17 protein-coding genes are annotated in these 17,182 nt (G+C 54.0%); 6 read left to right on the forward strand and 11 right to left on the reverse strand.

Features of this window, described 5'->3' with window-relative positions; translation table 11 throughout:
• Positions 1–42 precede the first annotated feature (42 nt).
• Positions 43–501 carry a DUF986 family protein gene (locus tag AC007G_RS19745; RefSeq protein ID WP_032686997.1) on the forward strand — a complete coding sequence of 153 codons (459 nt, stop codon included), beginning with the start codon at positions 43–45 and terminating at the stop codon, positions 499–501.
• A 416-nt stretch (positions 502–917) separates the two neighbouring features.
• Complete coding sequence (mntP, locus tag AC007G_RS19750) at positions 918–1,484, forward strand: manganese efflux pump MntP (protein ID WP_032686995.1); 567 nt, start codon at positions 918–920, stop codon at positions 1,482–1,484.
• A 3-nt stretch (positions 1,485–1,487) separates the two neighbouring features.
• Here mntP and rlmA read toward each other — a convergent pair whose 3' ends face one another.
• From rlmA to mgrB, 6 genes are all read right to left on the reverse strand, one after another.
• Complete coding sequence (gene rlmA, locus AC007G_RS19755) at positions 1,488–2,282, reverse strand: 23S rRNA (guanine(745)-N(1))-methyltransferase (RefSeq protein ID WP_032699385.1); 795 nt, start codon at positions 2,280–2,282, stop codon at positions 1,488–1,490.
• 61 nt (positions 2,283–2,343) lie between these two features.
• Positions 2,344–4,092, reverse strand: coding sequence for a peptidoglycan glycosyltransferase FtsI (gene ftsI / locus AC007G_RS19760; RefSeq protein ID WP_032686993.1), 1,749 nt, complete (start codon positions 4,090–4,092; stop codon positions 2,344–2,346).
• 188 nt (positions 4,093–4,280) lie between these two features.
• On the reverse strand, positions 4,281–4,490 hold the full coding sequence (gene cspE, locus AC007G_RS19765) for a transcription antiterminator/RNA stability regulator CspE (RefSeq protein WP_001062678.1): 210 nt from the start codon (positions 4,488–4,490) through the stop codon (positions 4,281–4,283).
• Between the two features lie 40 nt (positions 4,491–4,530).
• On the reverse strand, positions 4,531–4,647 hold the full coding sequence (locus AC007G_RS19770) for a DUF2627 domain-containing protein (RefSeq protein WP_049267871.1): 117 nt from the start codon (positions 4,645–4,647) through the stop codon (positions 4,531–4,533).
• Positions 4,648–5,285: 638 nt separating this feature from the next.
• The gene (locus AC007G_RS19775) at positions 5,286–5,570 is read right to left on the reverse strand and encodes a YebO family protein (protein WP_032686992.1); all 285 of its coding nucleotides are present in this window, start codon (positions 5,568–5,570) and stop codon (positions 5,286–5,288) included.
• A gap of 74 nt (positions 5,571–5,644) precedes the next feature.
• Positions 5,645–5,788, reverse strand: coding sequence for a PhoP/PhoQ regulatory lipoprotein MgrB (gene mgrB, locus AC007G_RS19780; protein ID WP_015584020.1), 144 nt, complete (start codon positions 5,786–5,788; stop codon positions 5,645–5,647).
• Between the two features lie 159 nt (positions 5,789–5,947).
• Here mgrB and AC007G_RS19785 point away from each other — a divergent pair, with 159 nt between their 5' ends.
• Positions 5,948–6,187, forward strand: coding sequence for a YobH family protein (locus tag AC007G_RS19785; RefSeq protein ID WP_032686991.1), 240 nt, complete (start codon positions 5,948–5,950; stop codon positions 6,185–6,187).
• Positions 6,188–6,252: 65 nt separating this feature from the next.
• Here the strand turns inward: AC007G_RS19785 and kdgR are convergent, their stop codons facing one another.
• On the reverse strand, positions 6,253–7,044 hold the full coding sequence (gene kdgR, locus AC007G_RS19790; protein ID WP_032686990.1) for a DNA-binding transcriptional regulator KdgR: 792 nt from the start codon (positions 7,042–7,044) through the stop codon (positions 6,253–6,255).
• 177 nt (positions 7,045–7,221) lie between these two features.
• Here kdgR and AC007G_RS19795 point away from each other — a divergent pair, with 177 nt between their 5' ends.
• Complete coding sequence (locus AC007G_RS19795; protein WP_032686989.1) at positions 7,222–8,595, forward strand: MFS transporter; 1,374 nt, start codon at positions 7,222–7,224, stop codon at positions 8,593–8,595.
• A gap of 79 nt (positions 8,596–8,674) precedes the next feature.
• Here the strand turns inward: AC007G_RS19795 and htpX are convergent, their stop codons facing one another.
• From htpX to AC007G_RS19815, 4 genes are all read right to left on the reverse strand, one after another.
• A complete protein-coding gene (htpX, locus tag AC007G_RS19800; RefSeq protein WP_004863936.1) occupies positions 8,675–9,556 on the reverse strand; it encodes a protease HtpX in 882 nt (293 codons plus the stop codon).
• 236 nt (positions 9,557–9,792) lie between these two features.
• Complete coding sequence (gene prc / locus AC007G_RS19805; protein ID WP_142630707.1) at positions 9,793–11,841, reverse strand: carboxy terminal-processing peptidase; 2,049 nt, start codon at positions 11,839–11,841, stop codon at positions 9,793–9,795.
• A 19-nt stretch (positions 11,842–11,860) separates the two neighbouring features.
• Positions 11,861–12,535 (reverse strand): RNA chaperone ProQ, encoded by a 675-nt coding sequence (proQ, locus tag AC007G_RS19810; RefSeq protein ID WP_004863942.1) that lies wholly within the window; start codon positions 12,533–12,535, stop codon positions 11,861–11,863.
• Positions 12,536–12,632: 97 nt separating this feature from the next.
• Positions 12,633–13,130, reverse strand: a complete 498-nt coding sequence (locus AC007G_RS19815) for a GAF domain-containing protein (protein WP_032686987.1) — start codon at positions 13,128–13,130, stop codon at positions 12,633–12,635.
• A 132-nt stretch (positions 13,131–13,262) separates the two neighbouring features.
• Here AC007G_RS19815 and yebS point away from each other — a divergent pair, with 132 nt between their 5' ends.
• Entirely contained in the window at positions 13,263–14,546 is a 1,284-nt protein-coding gene (yebS, locus tag AC007G_RS19820) for a membrane integrity lipid transport subunit YebS (RefSeq protein WP_015584017.1), read from the forward strand.
• Positions 14,515–17,148 (forward strand): PqiB family protein, encoded by a 2,634-nt coding sequence (locus tag AC007G_RS19825; RefSeq protein ID WP_032686986.1) that lies wholly within the window; start codon positions 14,515–14,517, stop codon positions 17,146–17,148. The genes yebS and AC007G_RS19825 overlap by 32 nt, the downstream gene beginning before the upstream one ends.
• Positions 17,149–17,182: the final 34 nt, after the last annotated feature.

Consider the following 17,182-nt stretch of genomic DNA (forward strand, 5'->3'; position numbering starts at 1 on the left):
GCCGGGGGCTTGCCCCCGGCTTTTTTTTTCACTGGAGGATAGATGACAATCACGGATCTGGTGCTGATTCTGTTTATTGTTGTTCTGCTGGCGTTTGCCATTTATGACCAGTTTATTATGCCCCGTCGCAACGGCCCGTTACTCCTGGCCATCCCCCTGCTCCGCCGCAGCCGCGTTGACGGGATCATCTTCGTCGGCCTGACCGCCATTCTGATTTATAACAATATCATCAGCCACGGCGCGCTAATCACCACCTGGTTATTATCTGCGCTGGCGTTAATGGGTTTGTTTCTGTTCTGGATCCGGACGCCGAAAATCATCTTCAAACCGACTGGCTTTTTCTTCGCCAATATCTGGATTGAATATAAGCGAATTAAAGCGATGAATTTATCGGAAGATGGCGTACTGGTGATGCAATTAGAGCAACGGCGCCTGCTTATTCGTGTACGAAACATCGACGATCTGGAAAAGATTTACAAACTTCTCGTTTCCACTCAGTAAGTTATAAATATAGCCAACGCTATATTTCAGCAATTTCTGGCAGATGGATATATAGCCATGGCTATATTCCGTCTGCGCACTTCACTTATATTTATTAACGAATTATTTACGCATAAATTCAAATGAAAATCGTTATCATTTGGTTATTGAAATAAATAAATCCTGTTATTGTTTTATATTCTAAAAATATGTTAAGGTTGCGCCCGTCGTTGGGGAGTAGCCGGTTTCCTGCCAGCCAGGAAATGTGCGTGTCAACATACTCGTTGCAAAACGTGGCACGTACGGGTTGAAGAAGGTGTTCAATCAGGCGAGACCATAGACACATCACCGCTGTACGCATACCTGAGTCGCGGGCTGCGTATATCTACTGGGGGCTGTGATGTGTCATATGGATTTTCCCCGGTCAGGACGCAATGATGAACATCTCCGCTACGATTCTTCTTGCCTTTGGCATGTCCATGGACGCCTTCGCAGCCTCTATCGGTAAAGGCGCTACCTTACACAAACCTAAGTTCTCCGAAGCGCTGCGCACCGGGTTAATTTTCGGCGCCATCGAAACGCTCACCCCGCTTGTCGGCTGGGGGATGGGGATGCTCGCCAGCCAGTTCGTACTGGAGTGGAATCACTGGATCGCGTTCGTGCTGCTGGTCTTTCTCGGCGGACGGATGGTCATCGAAGGTTTTCGCACAACCGAAGATGAGGCATGTGAAGCGCCTCGCCGCCACGGTTTCTGGCTGCTGGTCACCACCGCCTTCGCCACCAGTCTCGATGCGATGGCCGTCGGGGTTGGCCTGGCATTCCTGCAAGTAAATATTATCGCCACCGCGCTGGCTATCGGCTGCGCAACGCTGGTGATGTCGACGCTGGGAATAATGGTCGGTCGGTTTATCGGCCCGCTGCTGGGCAAGCGAGCCGAAATTCTTGGTGGTATTGTCCTGATTGGTATCGGCGCCCAGATTCTCTGGAGCCATTTCGCCGGCTAGTTCTCAGGCCTCACGCTGCCAGCAGTGAATCATAAAATCGGTCTGGCAGCGGAAAGTCGCCTGCGCGCGCAGCGTTTCACGCACCGGCGGCTTCGCCCGCCACGCGAATGGGGTCATCTGCAGCAGCGCTTCAGCCTCGGCCCCGGTCAGCTGCATCGGATAGGCCAGCTGCTGCTGCTGGCTTAATGTAAAGCCAGCCATCTGTTCATGATGTTGCTCATGCAGACGCACCTCGTCGTAAATCAACCCTTTCAGCTCCAGCAAATGCCGCGGCCCCGGCGTGGCGGTAATCACCCAGCCGCCGGGTCTGACCACCCGCGCCAGCTCCTGCGCATTACAAGGGGCATAGATCCGGACCACCGCATCCAGGCTGGCGTCGTCGAACGGCAGACGCTGGCTCGATGCGACGCAAAAATTGACCTGCGGATAGCGTCTGGCCGCCGCGCGAATGGCCGACTTTGAGACGTCCAGCCCCCAACAATGAGCGGCGATAGCGGCAAACGCATGGGTGTAGTACCCTTCCCCGCAGCCGATATCAAGCAGGCGCTCAGGGGCGGCGACGGACAGAAAGTCACTGATGGCATCACGCAGAGGTTGATAGTGGCCCGCGTCGAGAAACGCCCGCCGCGCCTGCATCATCTCCGCGCTATCGCCCGGATCGCGAGACCGCTTAAACTGCACCGGCAGTAAATTGACATACCCCTCTTTCGCCAGGTCGAACTGGTGCCGCTGCGGGCAGATATAGCTATTATCGCGGCGGGAAAGCGGCGCGTGGCAAAGTGGGCAACTGTATGACATGACAACTCCGGTGTCGCTGAAAGGGCGAAAGTGTAGCGCTATTCGCCCTTTCAGACCACTGTTACAACGCCGGCGGCGCGGCATCCCCGCTATGCATCACAATCAGATTTTCCGAACCTTGCGGCATACCGTCCGGCATCACATTTTCCAGCCGCAGCACATCTCCCATGATCTGGCTAAAGACCGGTGCGGAAACCGCCCCGCCATAATAGGCGCCATTGCTGGGATCGTTAATCACCACCACCAGCGCAAACTGCGGACGACTGGCGGGCGCCACGCCTGCGGTATACGCCACATATTTATCGATATATTTACCGTCAGGACCGATTTTTTTCGCGGTCCCGGTTTTCACCGCAATGCGATAATCGCGTACCGCCGCTTTGGTTCCCCCGCCGCCCGGCAACGCCACGCTCTCCATCATATGCTCCACTTCATGCACTATCGGTTCTGGCATGACCCGCGTGCCGATGACCGGCGGGTCGATACGGGTAATCGAGAGCGGTCGTTCAATACCGAAGCCGCCGATAGTGGCATAAACATGTGCCAGCTGCAGCGGAGTCACCATCAGACCATATCCGAAGGCAAAGGTCGCGCGGTCCAGCTGGCCCCAATAGCGCCGTTGAGGCATCAGCCCGGCGCTTTCGCCGGTCAGCCCCAGTCCGGTCGGGTCGCCAAAGCCGAACGCTTTATAAGTATCGATCAGGTGTTGGACTGGCATGGCCAGCGACAGATGCGAAACGCCGGTATCGCTGGATTTTTGCAAAATGCCGGTTAATGACAGTTCGGGATAATAGCCAACGTCGCGAATGCGGTGACCATCAAGCACAAAGGGATGGGTATCCACTACGCTGTCCGGTTGCACAATCCCCTGCTGTAGCGCCGTCATCACCACCAGCGGTTTTACCGTCGAGCCCGGCTCAAAGGTGTCACTGATGGCGCGGTTGCGAAAATCATCCAGCCTGGCGTTATCACGGTTATTGGGATTGAAGTCCGGATAGCTGGCCATCGCCAGTATCTCGCCGGTATCTATCTTAATCAGTACCGCCGCCCCGGATTCCGCCTTATTCCAGTTCACGGCGTTATCCAGCGCATCTTCGGTGACCGTCTGCAGACGTTCGTCGATACTCAGCTGAATATTATGCGCAGGTACCGCCGGCATCTCGGTGATATTTTCGATCACGTGTCCATGACGATCTTTACGCACCAGCCGGCGCCCCGGCTTTCCGGTAAGCTGAGCATTAAAGCTTTTCTCAATCCCCTCAATGCCCTGGTTATCGATATTAGTAAACCCCAGCAGGTTAGCCGCCACGTGCCCCGCGGGATAGAATCGGCGCGACTCATCACGCAGGTTGATCCCTGGCAGGTGCAGTTTGTCGATCCATTCGGCCTGTTCCGGGTTAACCTGACGGGCCAGATAGATGAAGCGCATATGCGGATGGCTCTCAACGCGTTTGGCCAGATCGCTCAGATTAAGGTGCAGCGCCTCCGCCATCGCCTGCCAGCGTGGGCCATAGCCGACGCCACCCTTTTGCATAATGGTTTGCGGGTCAGCCCAGATGGCGCTCACCGGCACGCTGACCGCCAGCGGGCGATTCTCGCGGTCGCTGATGGTTCCACGCTGCACGTCGATGGGTTCTTCGCGCAACGAACGCATATCTTCTTGTTTTACAAGGTTATCTGGAGAAATTATTTGCAGCCAGGCCACCCGCCCCAGCAGTATTCCGAGACACCCGAGAATCGCCACGCACAACAGCCCAAAACGAAGAGGGGTGAAATGAGCAACTGACTTATTTTTGTACTTTAGCACCATAGCTCCAGCCTTATATTGCAACCCTCTGATTTAACAGAAAATCGGCACAACAGGATGCGAAACTATGCGAATAAGGATGTTGTTTTGCAACAAAGCGCGACGGAGGGGGAAAAATGGAAATGTTTTGCAATAAAGACTAAAAAGCCCCGCAGAGGCGAGGCTTTTCTTACAAGATGAGTGGTCTTGAATCAGATAGCAGTAACGTTAACTGCTGCCGGACCTTTCTGGCCGTCCTGAATTTCGAACTCAACGTTCTGGCCTTCAGCCAGAGTTTTGAAGCCATTACCCTGGATAGCGGAGAAGTGTACGAACACATCTTTGCTGCCATCAGCCGGAGTAATGAAACCAAAACCTTTAGACTCGTTGAACCACTTAACTTGACCTTTAATCTTTGCCATTTGCAAAATTCCTTAGACTGTTTTCTTCGCCCACAGGCGCTTACATAGATAAAACTGACACATTACTGCATGAGGCACTAATATAAGGTTCGGCAGAGAAGCGGTATTCAACGACAACGTGTTTACTCAGGACTTCTTTACTGAAAATGCCACACATAAACAGAACTGTACCTCGTTTAACCCGAAAGGTGTTATCACATACAACGTAAATAATGGCAAGCCATTTTTAAACGTGTCTCGATCCTCCGCACAAATTATAAGGTAATCATTTGATCACCTGCACATTTATGCGTCTTTGCCGCCCAGGGTTGCCCTCGCTGCTACCGCAGGATTCGCAATTATAGCAAACCCGATGGTTGCAACTTTTTTACCATAGCTCAACAACTTCGGTTCGTCCAGGTACCCGGCTATTCTAACACCACATTTTCAGCACACAGGGTCAGGGCCGGTGCATAATGATGCGTATAAAAAGTCATATCTATAGTTGAAATTTCGCTTAAATTCTGCGGAGGTAAAGATATAAAATCGTCATCCGCTTCCGTTATAAATATTATTTATAATACAATTTAAACGTGAAGCATTAATGACGATATTTTTTCATCAGACAATTAAAACAGATTGTTATTATTTTATTTGATTAACTAAAAAATCAATGACGTCAATAGCCAGAATTGGGAGCAGGAACACACTCAGGGGGCGAGGAAGTGTAACAAAACGATCGGAAAGGATAAGAAAAAGTTATAACGACTCCTTAGATCCAGGTGCACACCGACCCGGTGCACACCTGTCAGTCAGCTACCGTTCGGCGACGAGACGGATAAAGTCGTCATCGTCTTTCTCTCCCGCCGAAGTCTTAGTAACCTCTTGTTTCTCAGGCTCATTGGCTTCACAGAGACGGCGCAGCAGCGCATTTTGCCGCTTTTGCTGGTCCAGTAACGCCTGCAGCAGTTCAATCTGCTGATTGGTGCGCGAACTTGCGCGATTAACAAAAAACCATAACAACAAACCGACAAGCAGCAGCACAACGGACAGTGCCAACGATGCCAGATTTAAGATCCCAGGATTCAGTAACTCACTCATTTCACCACCTCAAAGAGAAGGCGTCCATTCTACCACTCGCGCAGCAGAAGGAAATCGGTCGTCATAAAAATGTCTTACCAGGGGATAAACTTATTGATTGTGCAGATGCCGCTGAAAAACTGTACATCTTGATCGCACATTACGTTAAGCATCTGAGTCCACAGCAACAAACAGCCCGCTATGATGACTATCAGCAAAACCCAGCGTACTTTTTTCACTCCATTCTCCGCATCAGTATCAGATGTTTCCAGGATAACATGAGCATCTTAAACCGTGGCTAACTGTAATACGAAAGACAAGTTTAGGAATCATAGACTTGTTTCAATACGTGTAGCTGTCAAAATACGCGCAGGGATAATGCAAACCATGAGGCAACAATGCGATTAATCATTCGTTCCATTGTAGTACTGGCTATCGTATGGATTGGTATATTATTGAGCGGCTATGGCATTCTTATTGGCAGCAATCAGAATGCTGCGGGACTGGGGCTTCAGTGTAAATATCTGACCGCTCGCGGCACCAGTACCGCACAATACGTTCATTCTGATAGCGGTATTATCGGTGTTACCGACTGCCCGATTTTACGCAAAAGCGAAACCGTTATCGACAAAGGTTGATGCGTAAAAGCGACAGCGGGAAGCGCATTCCCGCTGTCGTTTAACTGACCACAGCGCCATTCGGATCAGAATGGATAGTCGTTATAGCCCATCTGTTCAGAAATCTTACGCGCCGCCGTGTGCAACATCGCCACATATTCGCTCAGACGCTCTTCTGAGAAACGCAGCGTCGGGAAAGAGATACTCAGGCCGGCAATCACCACGCCAAAGCGGTCGAAAACCGGTACGCCGATGCAGCGCAGCCCCTCTTCCTGCTCTTCATTATCTTCACCGTACCCCTGCTGACGCACCTGATCCAGGACGTCAAGCAGCGCTTGCGTACTGGTGATGGTCCGCTCGGTGCTGCGTTTATATTCGACGCCTTCAAGAATCTGCTCAACTTCAGCGCGATCGCGCCACGCCAGCAGCACTTTACCGATAGCGGTACTGTACAACGGGTTGCGGCGACCGATACGCGAGTACATCCGCAGGTTGTACATGGAGTCGATTTTGTGGATATAGACGATGCTGTCTTCATCCAGCGCGCCCAGGTGGATCGTCTCTTTCGTCAGCCGCGAAAGTTCACGCATCTGGATGTCGGCACTGCGGACCAGGTCGACATTCTGTAGCGCACGCGCGCCCAGTTCGAACAGCTTGAGCGTCAGGGAGTATTTCTCAGATTCGCCTTCCTGCGCCACATAGCCCAGCGATTTCATGGTTTGCAAAAAGCGATAAACGGTGCTTTTTGACATCATGACGCGCTGGGACAGTTCGGTAATGCCAATTTCACGCTCTTCACCAAGCGCCTGCAGAATGCCAAAAACCTTCAATACCGAAGAGACAGAATCTGGCTGCTTATCCAAATCTGCAACTGCCATTTATCACCTCATCGTAACTGTTTTATAAAAATCAGAACCGGTTTTTATTATAAATTCGCATCGCGGCCCCCGCAATCGTTCTTCTGCTCATTCGTTACAAATCTGCGACATACAGCCGAATAATCAATGCTAAAATCATTACTCAGAGAATAATTACCATAAAGACATACATTCACCATGGATAAAAACATTGCCGATGGCCTGCCTTTGCCGCAGCGCTACGGCGCAATTCTGACCATCGTTTTAGGGTTGGCCATGGCGGTGCTCGACGGCGCAATTGCCAACGTGGCTCTGCCGACTATCGCCACCGATTTAAACGCCTCGCCGGCGGCGTCAATCTGGATTGTCAACGCCTACCAGATAGCTATCGTGATTGCCCTTCTGCCGCTCTCTTTTCTCGGCGATATGTTTGGCTATCGGCGTATCTATAAAATCGGCCTTGCACTATTTACTCTGACCTCGCTCGCCTGCGCGCTCTCCCATAGTCTGCAGATGCTGACGCTTGCCCGCGTCGCGCAGGGCCTTGGCGGCGCCGCCCTGATGAGCGTCAACACAGCGTTGATCCGACTTATTTTCCCGCAGCGTTTTCTCGGGCGCGGAATGGGGATTAACTCCTTCGTGGTGGCGGTTTCATCGGCCGCCGGCCCCACCATTGCAGCCGCTATTCTCTCGGTTGCCTCCTGGCAATGGCTCTTTTTTATTAATATTCCGCTCGGGATTGTTTCGCTTATCCTCGCCATGCGTTACCTGCCAGCAAACGTTGGCCGGAGCAAAATCACCCGCTTCGATCTTCCCAGCGCCATAATGAATGCGCTGACGTTTGGCCTGTTGATCACCGCTCTCGGCGGTTTTGCCCAGGGTCAGTCGGGACGATTCGTACTTGCGGAAGTGGCCGCGATGCTGGTTATCGGTTTCTTTTTTGTGCGCCGCCAGCTGCAGATGCCGGTCCCGCTGCTGCCGATTGACCTGCTGCGCATCCCGCTGTTTTCCCTGTCTATCTGTACCTCCATTTGTTCGTTCTGCGCGCAAATGCTGGCGCTGGTTTCCCTGCCCTTCTTCCTGCAGTCGATGATGGGCCGCAGCGAAGTAGAAACCGGCTTGCTGCTGACGCCATGGCCTCTGGCTACCATGGTGATGGCGCCGCTGGCAGGTTATATGATTGAGAAAGTGCACGCGGGATTACTGGGGGCAATCGGCCTGCTGGTGATGGCCTGCGGCCTGTTTGGCCTTGCGCTGTTGCCCTCCACGCCTTCCGATCTGGATATTATCTGGCGCATGGCGCTGTGCGGCGCCGGTTTTGGCCTGTTCCAGTCGCCAAACAACCATACCATTGTCTCTTCCGCACCGGCCCATCGCAGCGGCGGCGCCAGCGGAATGCTCGGGACCGCGCGTCTGCTCGGTCAAAGTACCGGTGCGGCGCTGGTTGCCCTGCTGCTTAACCTGCAGGGCAACAGCGGCACCCACAGCGCACTGCTGTTGGCCGGTGGACTGGCGGTGATTGCCGCAACCGTCAGCGGGCTTCGCGTAACCCAGCCCCGGCCTGGGCAATAGCCGCCCTCCTCAGGCTTCAGCCATAAAAAAATCCGCTGCCCGAGGGCCGCGGATTTTTTTTACCTACTCTGCAACAATGTTACTTCAGGTATTCGCCACTGCGCAGCGCTTCAATACGCTTATCCAGCGGCGGGTGAGTCATGAACAGTTCGCTCATTGACTTCGCCTTACCGTTAATGCAGAACGCCATCATGCTGCTGGCTTCCTGTGGTTCGTAGCTGGTTTTCAGGCGCTGCAGCGCGGCAATCATTTTCTCACGACCAACCAGTCTGGCAGACCCGGCATCGGCGTGGAATTCGCGGTAGCGCGAGAACCACATGGTAATGATGCTGGCCAGGATACCGAACACCAGTTCCAGCACGGTCGCTACGGCAAAGTAAATCAGCGGGTTACCGTTGCTGCTTTCACTATCATCCCGGTTTCCACCCAGGAAGCCGGCGGCAATCTGCGCGATAACACGCGAGATAAAGATAACGAAGGTGTTCACCACCCCCTGAATCAGCGTCATCGTGACCATGTCACCGTTGGCGATGTGGCTGATTTCGTGGGCGATGACCGCTTCAGCTTCATCACGGCTCATGTTTTGCAGCAGCCCGGTGCTTACGGCGACCAGAGAAGCATCGCGGCGGGCGCCGGTGGCAAACGCGTTGATATCCGGCGCGTGGTAGATGGCGACCTGCGGCATGCCAATACCCGCCTGCTGCGCCTGCTGCGCGACGGTGTTCATCAGCCAGCGTTCCGTTTCATTGCGCGGCTGCTCAATCACTTCCCCACCCACGGATTTCAGCGCCATCCATTTCGACATCATCAGCGAAACGATCGATCCACCAAAACCAAAAAGCAGCGCCATGATCAGTAACCCGGTCATGCTGCTTGACTGAATTCCCGTCAGGCTTAACACCAGCCCGAAGACCACCATCACTGCCAGGTTGGTCAACAGGAAAAGCGCGATTCGCATCATAATTTTCTTTTAACCTCGATTTAACAAAACGCACTATGCGATTACCCATATCGTATGGGTAGAACGCTAATTTTCAACGATCAGGCCCCGCTAAGTCACGAGAAAAACACAACTTTACATTTTGTCACGACGAACTGACATCCGCGTAAGTTGTTGACATTTTGTATGTATAAGAGAGGACGGCCTGGAGGATGACGGAAAGAAAAACGGGCACAATCATTGTGCCCGTTGGGTGCTTATTTGCTGACCGGCGGTTCTACCGCGGGCATCTCTTTCTCAAGATGCGCAAGGTCTACCGCAATGTGGACCGTCTCATCAAGATACGGATCCGGCTCCTGGTAGTCCTTCGGCAGATCGTCCAGTTTCTTCAGCGGCGGTTTACCTTCGCGCTTCAGACGGTCGTTAATCCGCGCCAGGCGCGTCGCGTCGTCTTCTTCGTTCTCTTTCTCACGCTGGGCGTAGTTGAGAGAAACGATATAACGCTTATCTTTCATTGCGTTATAGCGAGCGATGTCCTTCATGATGTACTGGAACTCAGGATCTTTGGCAATCCGCTCATTATGCAGCTTCAGCAGCTGCGGATCGAACGGCTTCAAATCACCGGATTTCACGTAGGTCGCCGCATTGACGCTATCCCACGGCAGCGCGTTATCTTCATACTGCTCGCCGGTTTCGCGATCTTCGTTCCCGGTCGGCATCATGATATCCGGCGTGACACCTTTACGTTGGGTACTGCCGCCGTTAATGCGGTAGAACTTCTGAATGGTGTACTGTACGGAGCCCAGCGCCGGCCAGTCAGGGCGCAGCATCTGATCGTAAATCCGGTTCAGCGAGCGATACTGCTGAACGGTGCCTTTACCAAAGGTCGGCTCGCCAACAATTAAGCCGCGACCGTAGTCCTGCATAGCGGCAGCGAAGATTTCAGAGGCCGAAGCACTGAAACGATCGACCAATACCACCAGCGGGCCTTTATAGTACACCACGCCATCGGTATCGCTGTCTTCACGCACTTTGCCATTGTTGTCACGGACCTGAACCACCGGGCCAGACGGAATAAACAGGCCAGATAGCGAAACGGCTTCGGTCAGCGCCCCACCGCCATTGCTGCGCAGGTCGATAACAATGCTGCTGACGTTCTGTTTCTCCAGCTTCTGCAGCTGCACCTTAACGTCATCCGTCAGGCCAACGTAGAAGCCCGGGATATCCAGCACGCCGACTTTCTCTTTGCCGACGGTTTTCACCGACATCTTCACCGCGCGGTCTTCGAGACGAATGCGCTCTCGGGTCAGCGTGACGATGCGGGTTTTGGCCCCCTTACCGGCAGGCAGAACTTCGAGACGCACCTTGCTGCCCTTCGGCCCTTTAATCAGCGCGACAACGTCATCCAGACGCCAGCCGATGACGTCAACCATGCCTTTACCCGACTGGCCGACGCCGACGATACGATCGCCGACGGCGATCGATTTGCTCTTCGCCGCCGGACCACCGGCTACCAGCGAATTGATGACCGTATAGTCGTCATCCATCTGCAGTACCGCGCCGATGCCCTCTAATGACAGGCTCATTTCCGTATTGAACTGTTCGGTATTGCGCGGAGAAAGATAGTTGGTGTGCGGGTCAATCTCGCGAGCGAAAGCGGTCATCACCATCGAGAACACATCTTCGCTGTTGGTCTGCGCCAGACGACGAATGGCGAATTTGTAGCGACGCGTTAAGGTATCGCGAATTTCTTTGTCATCTTTGCCAGTGAGCTTGAGGCTCAGCTGGTCAAACTTAACCTTGGCATCCCACAGCGCGTTGAGCTCGGCTTCGTCTTTCGGCCAGGGGGCTTTGCTGCGGTCAAGGTTGAAATTGTCGTTGCCGGTAAAGTCCATCGGACGTTCCAGCACCTTCAATGCATACTGATAGCGCTCAAAACGACGCTTCTGCGCCAGGTTATACAGGTCGTAAAAAACGTCCAGCTTTCCGGTGCGCAGCTCATCGCCGATTTGATTCTTCTTCGCCGAGAACTGAGCAATATCACTGGCCAACAGCACGTTGTGGCTGTAGTCCAGCAGATTCAGATAGCGGTCGTAAATTTTTGCCGAGAAGGCGTTGTCGAGATCAAATTGCCGATAGTGAGAACGGGTAAAGCGCGAGGTAACGCGCTCACTCACCGTCGCGTGCTGCGGCTCTTCTTTCAGCACGGGAATTTGATCGACTCGAGTGATATCGTCCACGGCGAACGCATGGCCTGCTATTGCTAGCAGGCCCGCAAGCGCGGTGAGCTTAAAGAATGTGTTCATGCCTGGCCCGGCCTCCGTTTCAGAACACCAGGTGTTCTGCGCGTACAATCATTGACATACCAGAAGTCAGCTGTACACGAACGCCATCTTTGGTGATTTCCAGAACGGTGGCGTCCATTGCGTTGTTGCCTGCTTTCACCTTCAGAGCCTGGCCAACGCTTAACGCGGTCAGATCTGATACAGGGGTATGACGCTCTTCACGCGGTGCTTTTGCAACGGCTGGACGCGGCTTACGCTGTTCGGTGCCTTCTTTGCGACGAACCTGAGGACGTGGCTTACGCTCACGACGAGCACCGTCTTCCTGCTGACCCGCAGCGGCGGCGGCTTCGCGCTTTTTAGCCTGCTGGCTTGCGCGCTGCGCCTGAACGCGAGCTTTTGCTTCTTCGAGCTGCTGACGAGCGTGAGCAACATGCTGCTCTTCCAGTTCGCCGCACGGGTTGCCGTCAAGGTCAACGCGGACTGCGCCTGGCTTAACGCCGTACAGATAGCGCCAGCTCGAAGTATAAAGACGTAAAGCGGCACGAAGTTGGGTTTTGCTGAGATTCATCTCTCCCCCAACACGCTCCACGAGATCCTGAAAAATACCGACTTTCAGGGGGCGAGCTTCACCTTCAGCGCTGAAGCACTGAGGGAAACGTTCGGCCAGAAACGCGATAACTTCTTTACTGCTATTCAACTTAGGTTGATTTTCCATGAAATTTCCTGATTACAACGGACGTAGCCAACAAGCCGCAGGCATGAACAGGCGTCATTATAATGACGCCATCGCTAAATGCTACGTTATCCGTTGATTATCCTGCGACGTGGGCGAATATTTTTTGGTAGTCAGTCGCAGAAATGAGTTTTTCCAGATGTGCGACCAGTTCAGCCAGCCCCTGCTCATCCTCAGCGGTGAAGCGGGAAAAGGCGGTGCTGTCGATATCCAGAACGCCAATAATCTGATTGTTCACCTGCAGCGGAAAGACGATTTCCGAATTGCTGGCGGCATCACATGCGATATGTCCATCGAAGGCATGGACATCTTCCACCCGCTGAACGCGATTTTGCGCAACGGCCGCACCGCAAACGCCTCGCCCAACCGGAATCCGTACGCAGGCCAGTTTGCCCTGGAATGGTCCTAAAACCAGCGTCTCCCCTTCGAGCAAATAGAAACCTGCCCAGTTAACCTCGGTCAGGCGCTCAAACAGCAGCGCGCTGGTATTAGCGATCATCGCCAAAAAACTGGTTTCACCTGCCATTAAAGCCTGAAAATCACGGTTCAAATCCGCGTAAAATTCTGTTTTGTTCATTATCTGGTCACTTAGTTGTCTTACTGCGAAACACGCATTGCCTAATAAAATAAGCATTAAATGCGTTCAGGCTCAAGATGAATTCAATCCTGGGTTAAGATAGTGAGATACATTCATTCCTGTACGTAATAAATGCCACTAAAAACACAACCGATAACACCGGCAAAAAAGATGGTCGTGCATGCGGTCAGCCGTCCGCTACCCCAGGCACATTATCACCGCTGCCCGCAGTGTGACGTTCTTTTTCGTTTGCCGGTGCTTAAGCGTTATCAAAGCGCCTGGTGCCCGCGCTGCAATGCGAAAGTGCGTGATGGCCGCGACTGGTCTCTTTCGCGGCTGGGTAGTATGGCCATCACCATGATGCTCCTGATGCCCTTTGCGTGGACCGAACCCTTACTGCGTCTGCATCTGCTCGGCGTACGTATCGATGCGAACGTGATCCAGGGGATCTGGCAAATGACCGGCCAGGGCGATCCGCTCACTGCCGCGATGGTGCTGTTTTGTGCGATTGGCGCACCGGCGCTGCTGGTCATATCTATCGCCTATCTCTGGCTGGGGAACGTTCTGGGCATGAATTTACGCCCGGTGCTGCTGATGCTGGAAAAACTGAAAGAGTGGGTGATGCTGGATATCTATCTGGTCGGTATCGGCGTGGCCTCCATCAAGGTACAGGATTACGCCTTCCTGCAGCCGGGCGTCGGGCTTGTGGCCTTTATCTCCCTCACCCTGCTCAGCATTCTGACGATCATTCATATGAACGTGGAAGAGTTGTGGGAGCGATTTTATCCCCAGCGGCCTGCGTTTCGGGCCGACCCGGCGCTACAGGTTTGCACCGGCTGCCATTACACCGGCTTTCGCGACGCTCGCGGGCGCTGCCGACGCTGCCATACGCCGCTCCACCATCGACGACCGCAGAGCCTGCAGCGAAGCTGGGCCGGGCTGATTGCTTCGGTGGTGTTCCTGCTTCCCGCTAACCTGCTGCCGATCTCAATTATTTACGTCAACGGCGCACGTCAGGATGATACGATTCTTTCGGGGATTATGTCGTTGGCCAATAGCAATGTGGCGATTGCCGGCGTCGTGTTTATCGCCAGTATTCTGGTGCCATTTACCAAAGTTATTGTGTTGTTTACGCTGTTAGTGAGCATACAATTCAAGTGCGAACAGGGGTTGCGTACCCGCATCATCCTGCTGCGGCTGATTACCTGGATCGGCCGTTGGTCAATGTTGGATCTTTTTGTTATCTCATTAACCATGTCACTGATTAATCGCGACCAACTCCTCGCTTTCACGATGGGGCCTGCTGCGGTATATTTCGGCGCCGCGGTAATATTAACTATCCTTGCTGTTGAATGGCTGGACAGCCGCTTACTTTGGGACGCACATGAGTCAGGAAACGCCCGCTTCACCGACTGAAGCCAGAATCAAAACCAAACGTCGCATCTCGCCATTCTGGCTGCTGCCGGTAATAGCCCTGTTGATCGCCAGCTGGCTGATCTGGACCAGCTATAACGATCGCGGGACGACCATCACCATCGACTTCCAGTCGGCCAACGGGATTGTCCCGGGGCGCACGCCTATCCGCTATCAAGGGGTCGAGGTGGGCACCGTCGAGAATATCTCGCTGAGCAAAGACCTGAGTAAAATCGAGGTATCCGCCAGCGTCAAAGGCGACATGAAAGACGCTCTGCGCAAAGATACCCAATTCTGGCTGGTGACTCCGAAAGCCTCGCTGGCCGGCGTATCCGGTCTTGATGCGCTGGTTGGCGGTAACTATATCGGTATGATGCCGGGCAAAGGCGAACCGCAGGACCATTTCGTCGCCCTCGATACCCAGCCGAAATACCATATCAACAACGGCGAGCTGATGATTCATCTGCAGGCGCCGGACCTCGGTTCGCTCACCAGCGGATCGCTGGTCTACTTCCGCAAAATTCCGGTGGGCCGGGTTTACGATTTTGCGCTCAATGATAACAATCAGGGCGTCACTATCGATGTGCTGATCGAGCGCCGCTTTACGAACCTGGTGAAAAAAGGCAGCCGCTTCTGGAATGTCTCAGGGGTTAAGGCCGATGTCGGCCTCGGCGGCGCGAAGGTCCAGCTGGAAAGCCTCTCCGCGCTGGTTAACGGCGCGATTGCCTTTGACTCCCCTGCGGATTCCCAACCGGCTCAGCAAAACGATGAATACGGGCTGTATGAAGATTTGGCCCACAGCCAGCGCGGGGTCCTGGTCACGCTGGAACTGCCTGACGGCGAAGGCCTGAAAGCCGGCTCCACCCCGCTCATGTACCAGGGGCTGGAAGTCGGGCAGCTGACCAAACTCAATCTCAATCCCGGCAGTAAAGTGACCGGTGAGATGACGGTGGACCCAAGCGTTGTCACCCTGCTCAGAGATAAGACGCTTATTCAGATGAAAAAGCCGAAAATCTCGCTGGATAACCCCAGCCTCAGCGCCCTGCTGACCGGGAATACGTTCGAACTGGTGCCCGGAGAGGGGGAGACGCGGAATCACTTTGTGGTGCTTCCGGCTGACAAATCCCTGCTCGATGAACCGGATGTGGCTACGGTTACGCTCACGGCAGCGGAGAGTTACGGTATTGATGCCGGGCAGCCGCTGGTGCTGCACGGCGTGAAAGTGGGTCAGGTTCTGGAGCGCAAGCTGACCGCGAAAGGCGTCACGTTCCAGGTGGCCATTACCCCTGAATATCGTGACCTGGTGCGCGGCGACAGCAAATTTGTCGTTAACAGCCGCCTTGACGTGAAAGTGGGTTTTGATGGCATCAAAGTGCTTGGCGCCAGCGCCAGCGAGTGGGTCGAAGGCGGTATTCGCATTATCCCTGGCGAGAAAGGAACAATACAGGCCAGCTATCCGCTGTATGCCAATATGGAGAAGGCGGAAGAAAACAGCCTCAGCGAAGTGCCCACCACCACTCTGAGCCTGACGGCAGAGACCCTGCCGGATGTTCAGGAAGGTTCGGTGGTGCTGTACCGTAAGTTTGCCGTCGGCGAGATCATTTCGGTTAAACCCCGGCGCAACGCATTTGATATCGATCTGCATATTAAGCCGGAATATCGCTATCTGTTGACCAACAATAGCGTCTTCTGGGCCGAGGGAGGCGCCAAGGTCCAGCTCGATGGCAATGGTCTGACCGTGCAGGCGTCACCGCTGTCACGGGCCTTGAGGGGCGCTGTCAGCTTTGACGATCTCAGCGGCAGCAGCGCCGGCGCGCGAATTGGCAACAAACGCATTCTCTATGCTTCTGAAACCGCTGCGCGGGCAGTCGGTGGCCAGATTACGCTGCATGCCTTTGATGCCGGTAAAATTTCCGAAGGGATGCCGATTCGCTACCTGGGCATTAATATCGGCCAGATCCAGTCCCTGAATCTGATTACCGCGAAAAACGAAGTCCAGGCGAAAGCCGTGCTCTACCCAGAGTACGTCGACACCTTCGCCCGCAGCGGGACCCGCTTCTCGGTGATCACCCCGCAGATTTCGGCCGCGGGTGTCGAACACCTGGATACCATTTTCCAGCCCTATATCAACGTTGAACCGGGTCGCGGCACGGCACGCCGTGATTTCGAAATTCAGGAAACGACGATTAGCGACTCCCGCTACATTGACGGTCTGAGCATCGTTGTCGAAGTGCCGGAAGCCGGTTCGCTGGATATCGGAACGCCGGTACTGTTCCGCGGACTGGAAGTCGGTACGGTCACCGGGCTGACTCTGGGTTCAATGTCGGATCGCGTAATGGTCAAACTGCGTATCAGCAAACGCTATCAGTATCTGGTGCGTAACAATTCGGTCTTCTGGCTCTCTTCCGGCTATAACCTCGACTTTGGCCTGATTGGCGGCGTGGTGAAAACCGGGACCTTTAACCAGTTCATTCGCGGCGGCATCTCCTTTGCCACGCCGCCAGGCACGCCGCTGGCGCCGAAGGCACAGGATGGTAAACACTTCCTGCTGCTGGAAAGCGAACCGAAAGAGTGGCGTGAATGGGGCACGGCCCTGCCACAGTAAGCAAAACGTTCCGGTGTCCCCCGCCGGAGCGTTT

It is taken from the genome of Klebsiella sp. CSG-1, assembly GCF_056521145.1.

Bases quoted from the DNA above. Each gene is read 5' to 3' on its own strand.
- AC007G_RS19795 (WP_032686989.1), top strand. From the start codon at position 7,222: ATGGATAAAAACATTGCCGATGGCCTGCCTTTGCCGCAGCGCTACGGC.
- ftsI (WP_032686993.1), bottom strand. From the start codon at position 4,092: ATGGTGCTAAAGTACAAAAATAAGTCAGTTGCTCATTTCACCCCTCTT.
- AC007G_RS19815 (WP_032686987.1), bottom strand. From the start codon at position 13,130: ATGAACAAAACAGAATTTTACGCGGATTTGAACCGTGATTTTCAGGCT.
- AC007G_RS19785 (WP_032686991.1), top strand. From the start codon at position 5,948: ATGCGATTAATCATTCGTTCCATTGTAGTACTGGCTATCGTATGGATT.
- AC007G_RS19775 (WP_032686992.1), bottom strand. From the start codon at position 5,570: ATGAGTGAGTTACTGAATCCTGGGATCTTAAATCTGGCATCGTTGGCA.
- htpX (WP_004863936.1), bottom strand. From the start codon at position 9,556: ATGATGCGAATCGCGCTTTTCCTGTTGACCAACCTGGCAGTGATGGTG.
- AC007G_RS19770 (WP_049267871.1), bottom strand. From the start codon at position 4,647: ATGTGTGGCATTTTCAGTAAAGAAGTCCTGAGTAAACACGTTGTCGTT.
- yebS (WP_015584017.1), top strand. From the start codon at position 13,263: ATGCCACTAAAAACACAACCGATAACACCGGCAAAAAAGATGGTCGTG.
- mntP (WP_032686995.1), top strand. From the start codon at position 918: ATGAACATCTCCGCTACGATTCTTCTTGCCTTTGGCATGTCCATGGAC.
- kdgR (WP_032686990.1), bottom strand. From the start codon at position 7,044: ATGGCAGTTGCAGATTTGGATAAGCAGCCAGATTCTGTCTCTTCGGTA.
- cspE (WP_001062678.1), bottom strand. From the start codon at position 4,490: ATGGCAAAGATTAAAGGTCAAGTTAAGTGGTTCAACGAGTCTAAAGGT.
- rlmA (WP_032699385.1), bottom strand. From the start codon at position 2,282: ATGTCATACAGTTGCCCACTTTGCCACGCGCCGCTTTCCCGCCGCGAT.
- proQ (WP_004863942.1), bottom strand. From the start codon at position 12,535: ATGGAAAATCAACCTAAGTTGAATAGCAGTAAAGAAGTTATCGCGTTT.
- AC007G_RS19825 (WP_032686986.1), top strand. From the start codon at position 14,515: ATGAGTCAGGAAACGCCCGCTTCACCGACTGAAGCCAGAATCAAAACC.
- prc (WP_142630707.1), bottom strand. From the start codon at position 11,841: ATGAACACATTCTTTAAGCTCACCGCGCTTGCGGGCCTGCTAGCAATA.
- AC007G_RS19745 (WP_032686997.1), top strand. From the start codon at position 43: ATGACAATCACGGATCTGGTGCTGATTCTGTTTATTGTTGTTCTGCTG.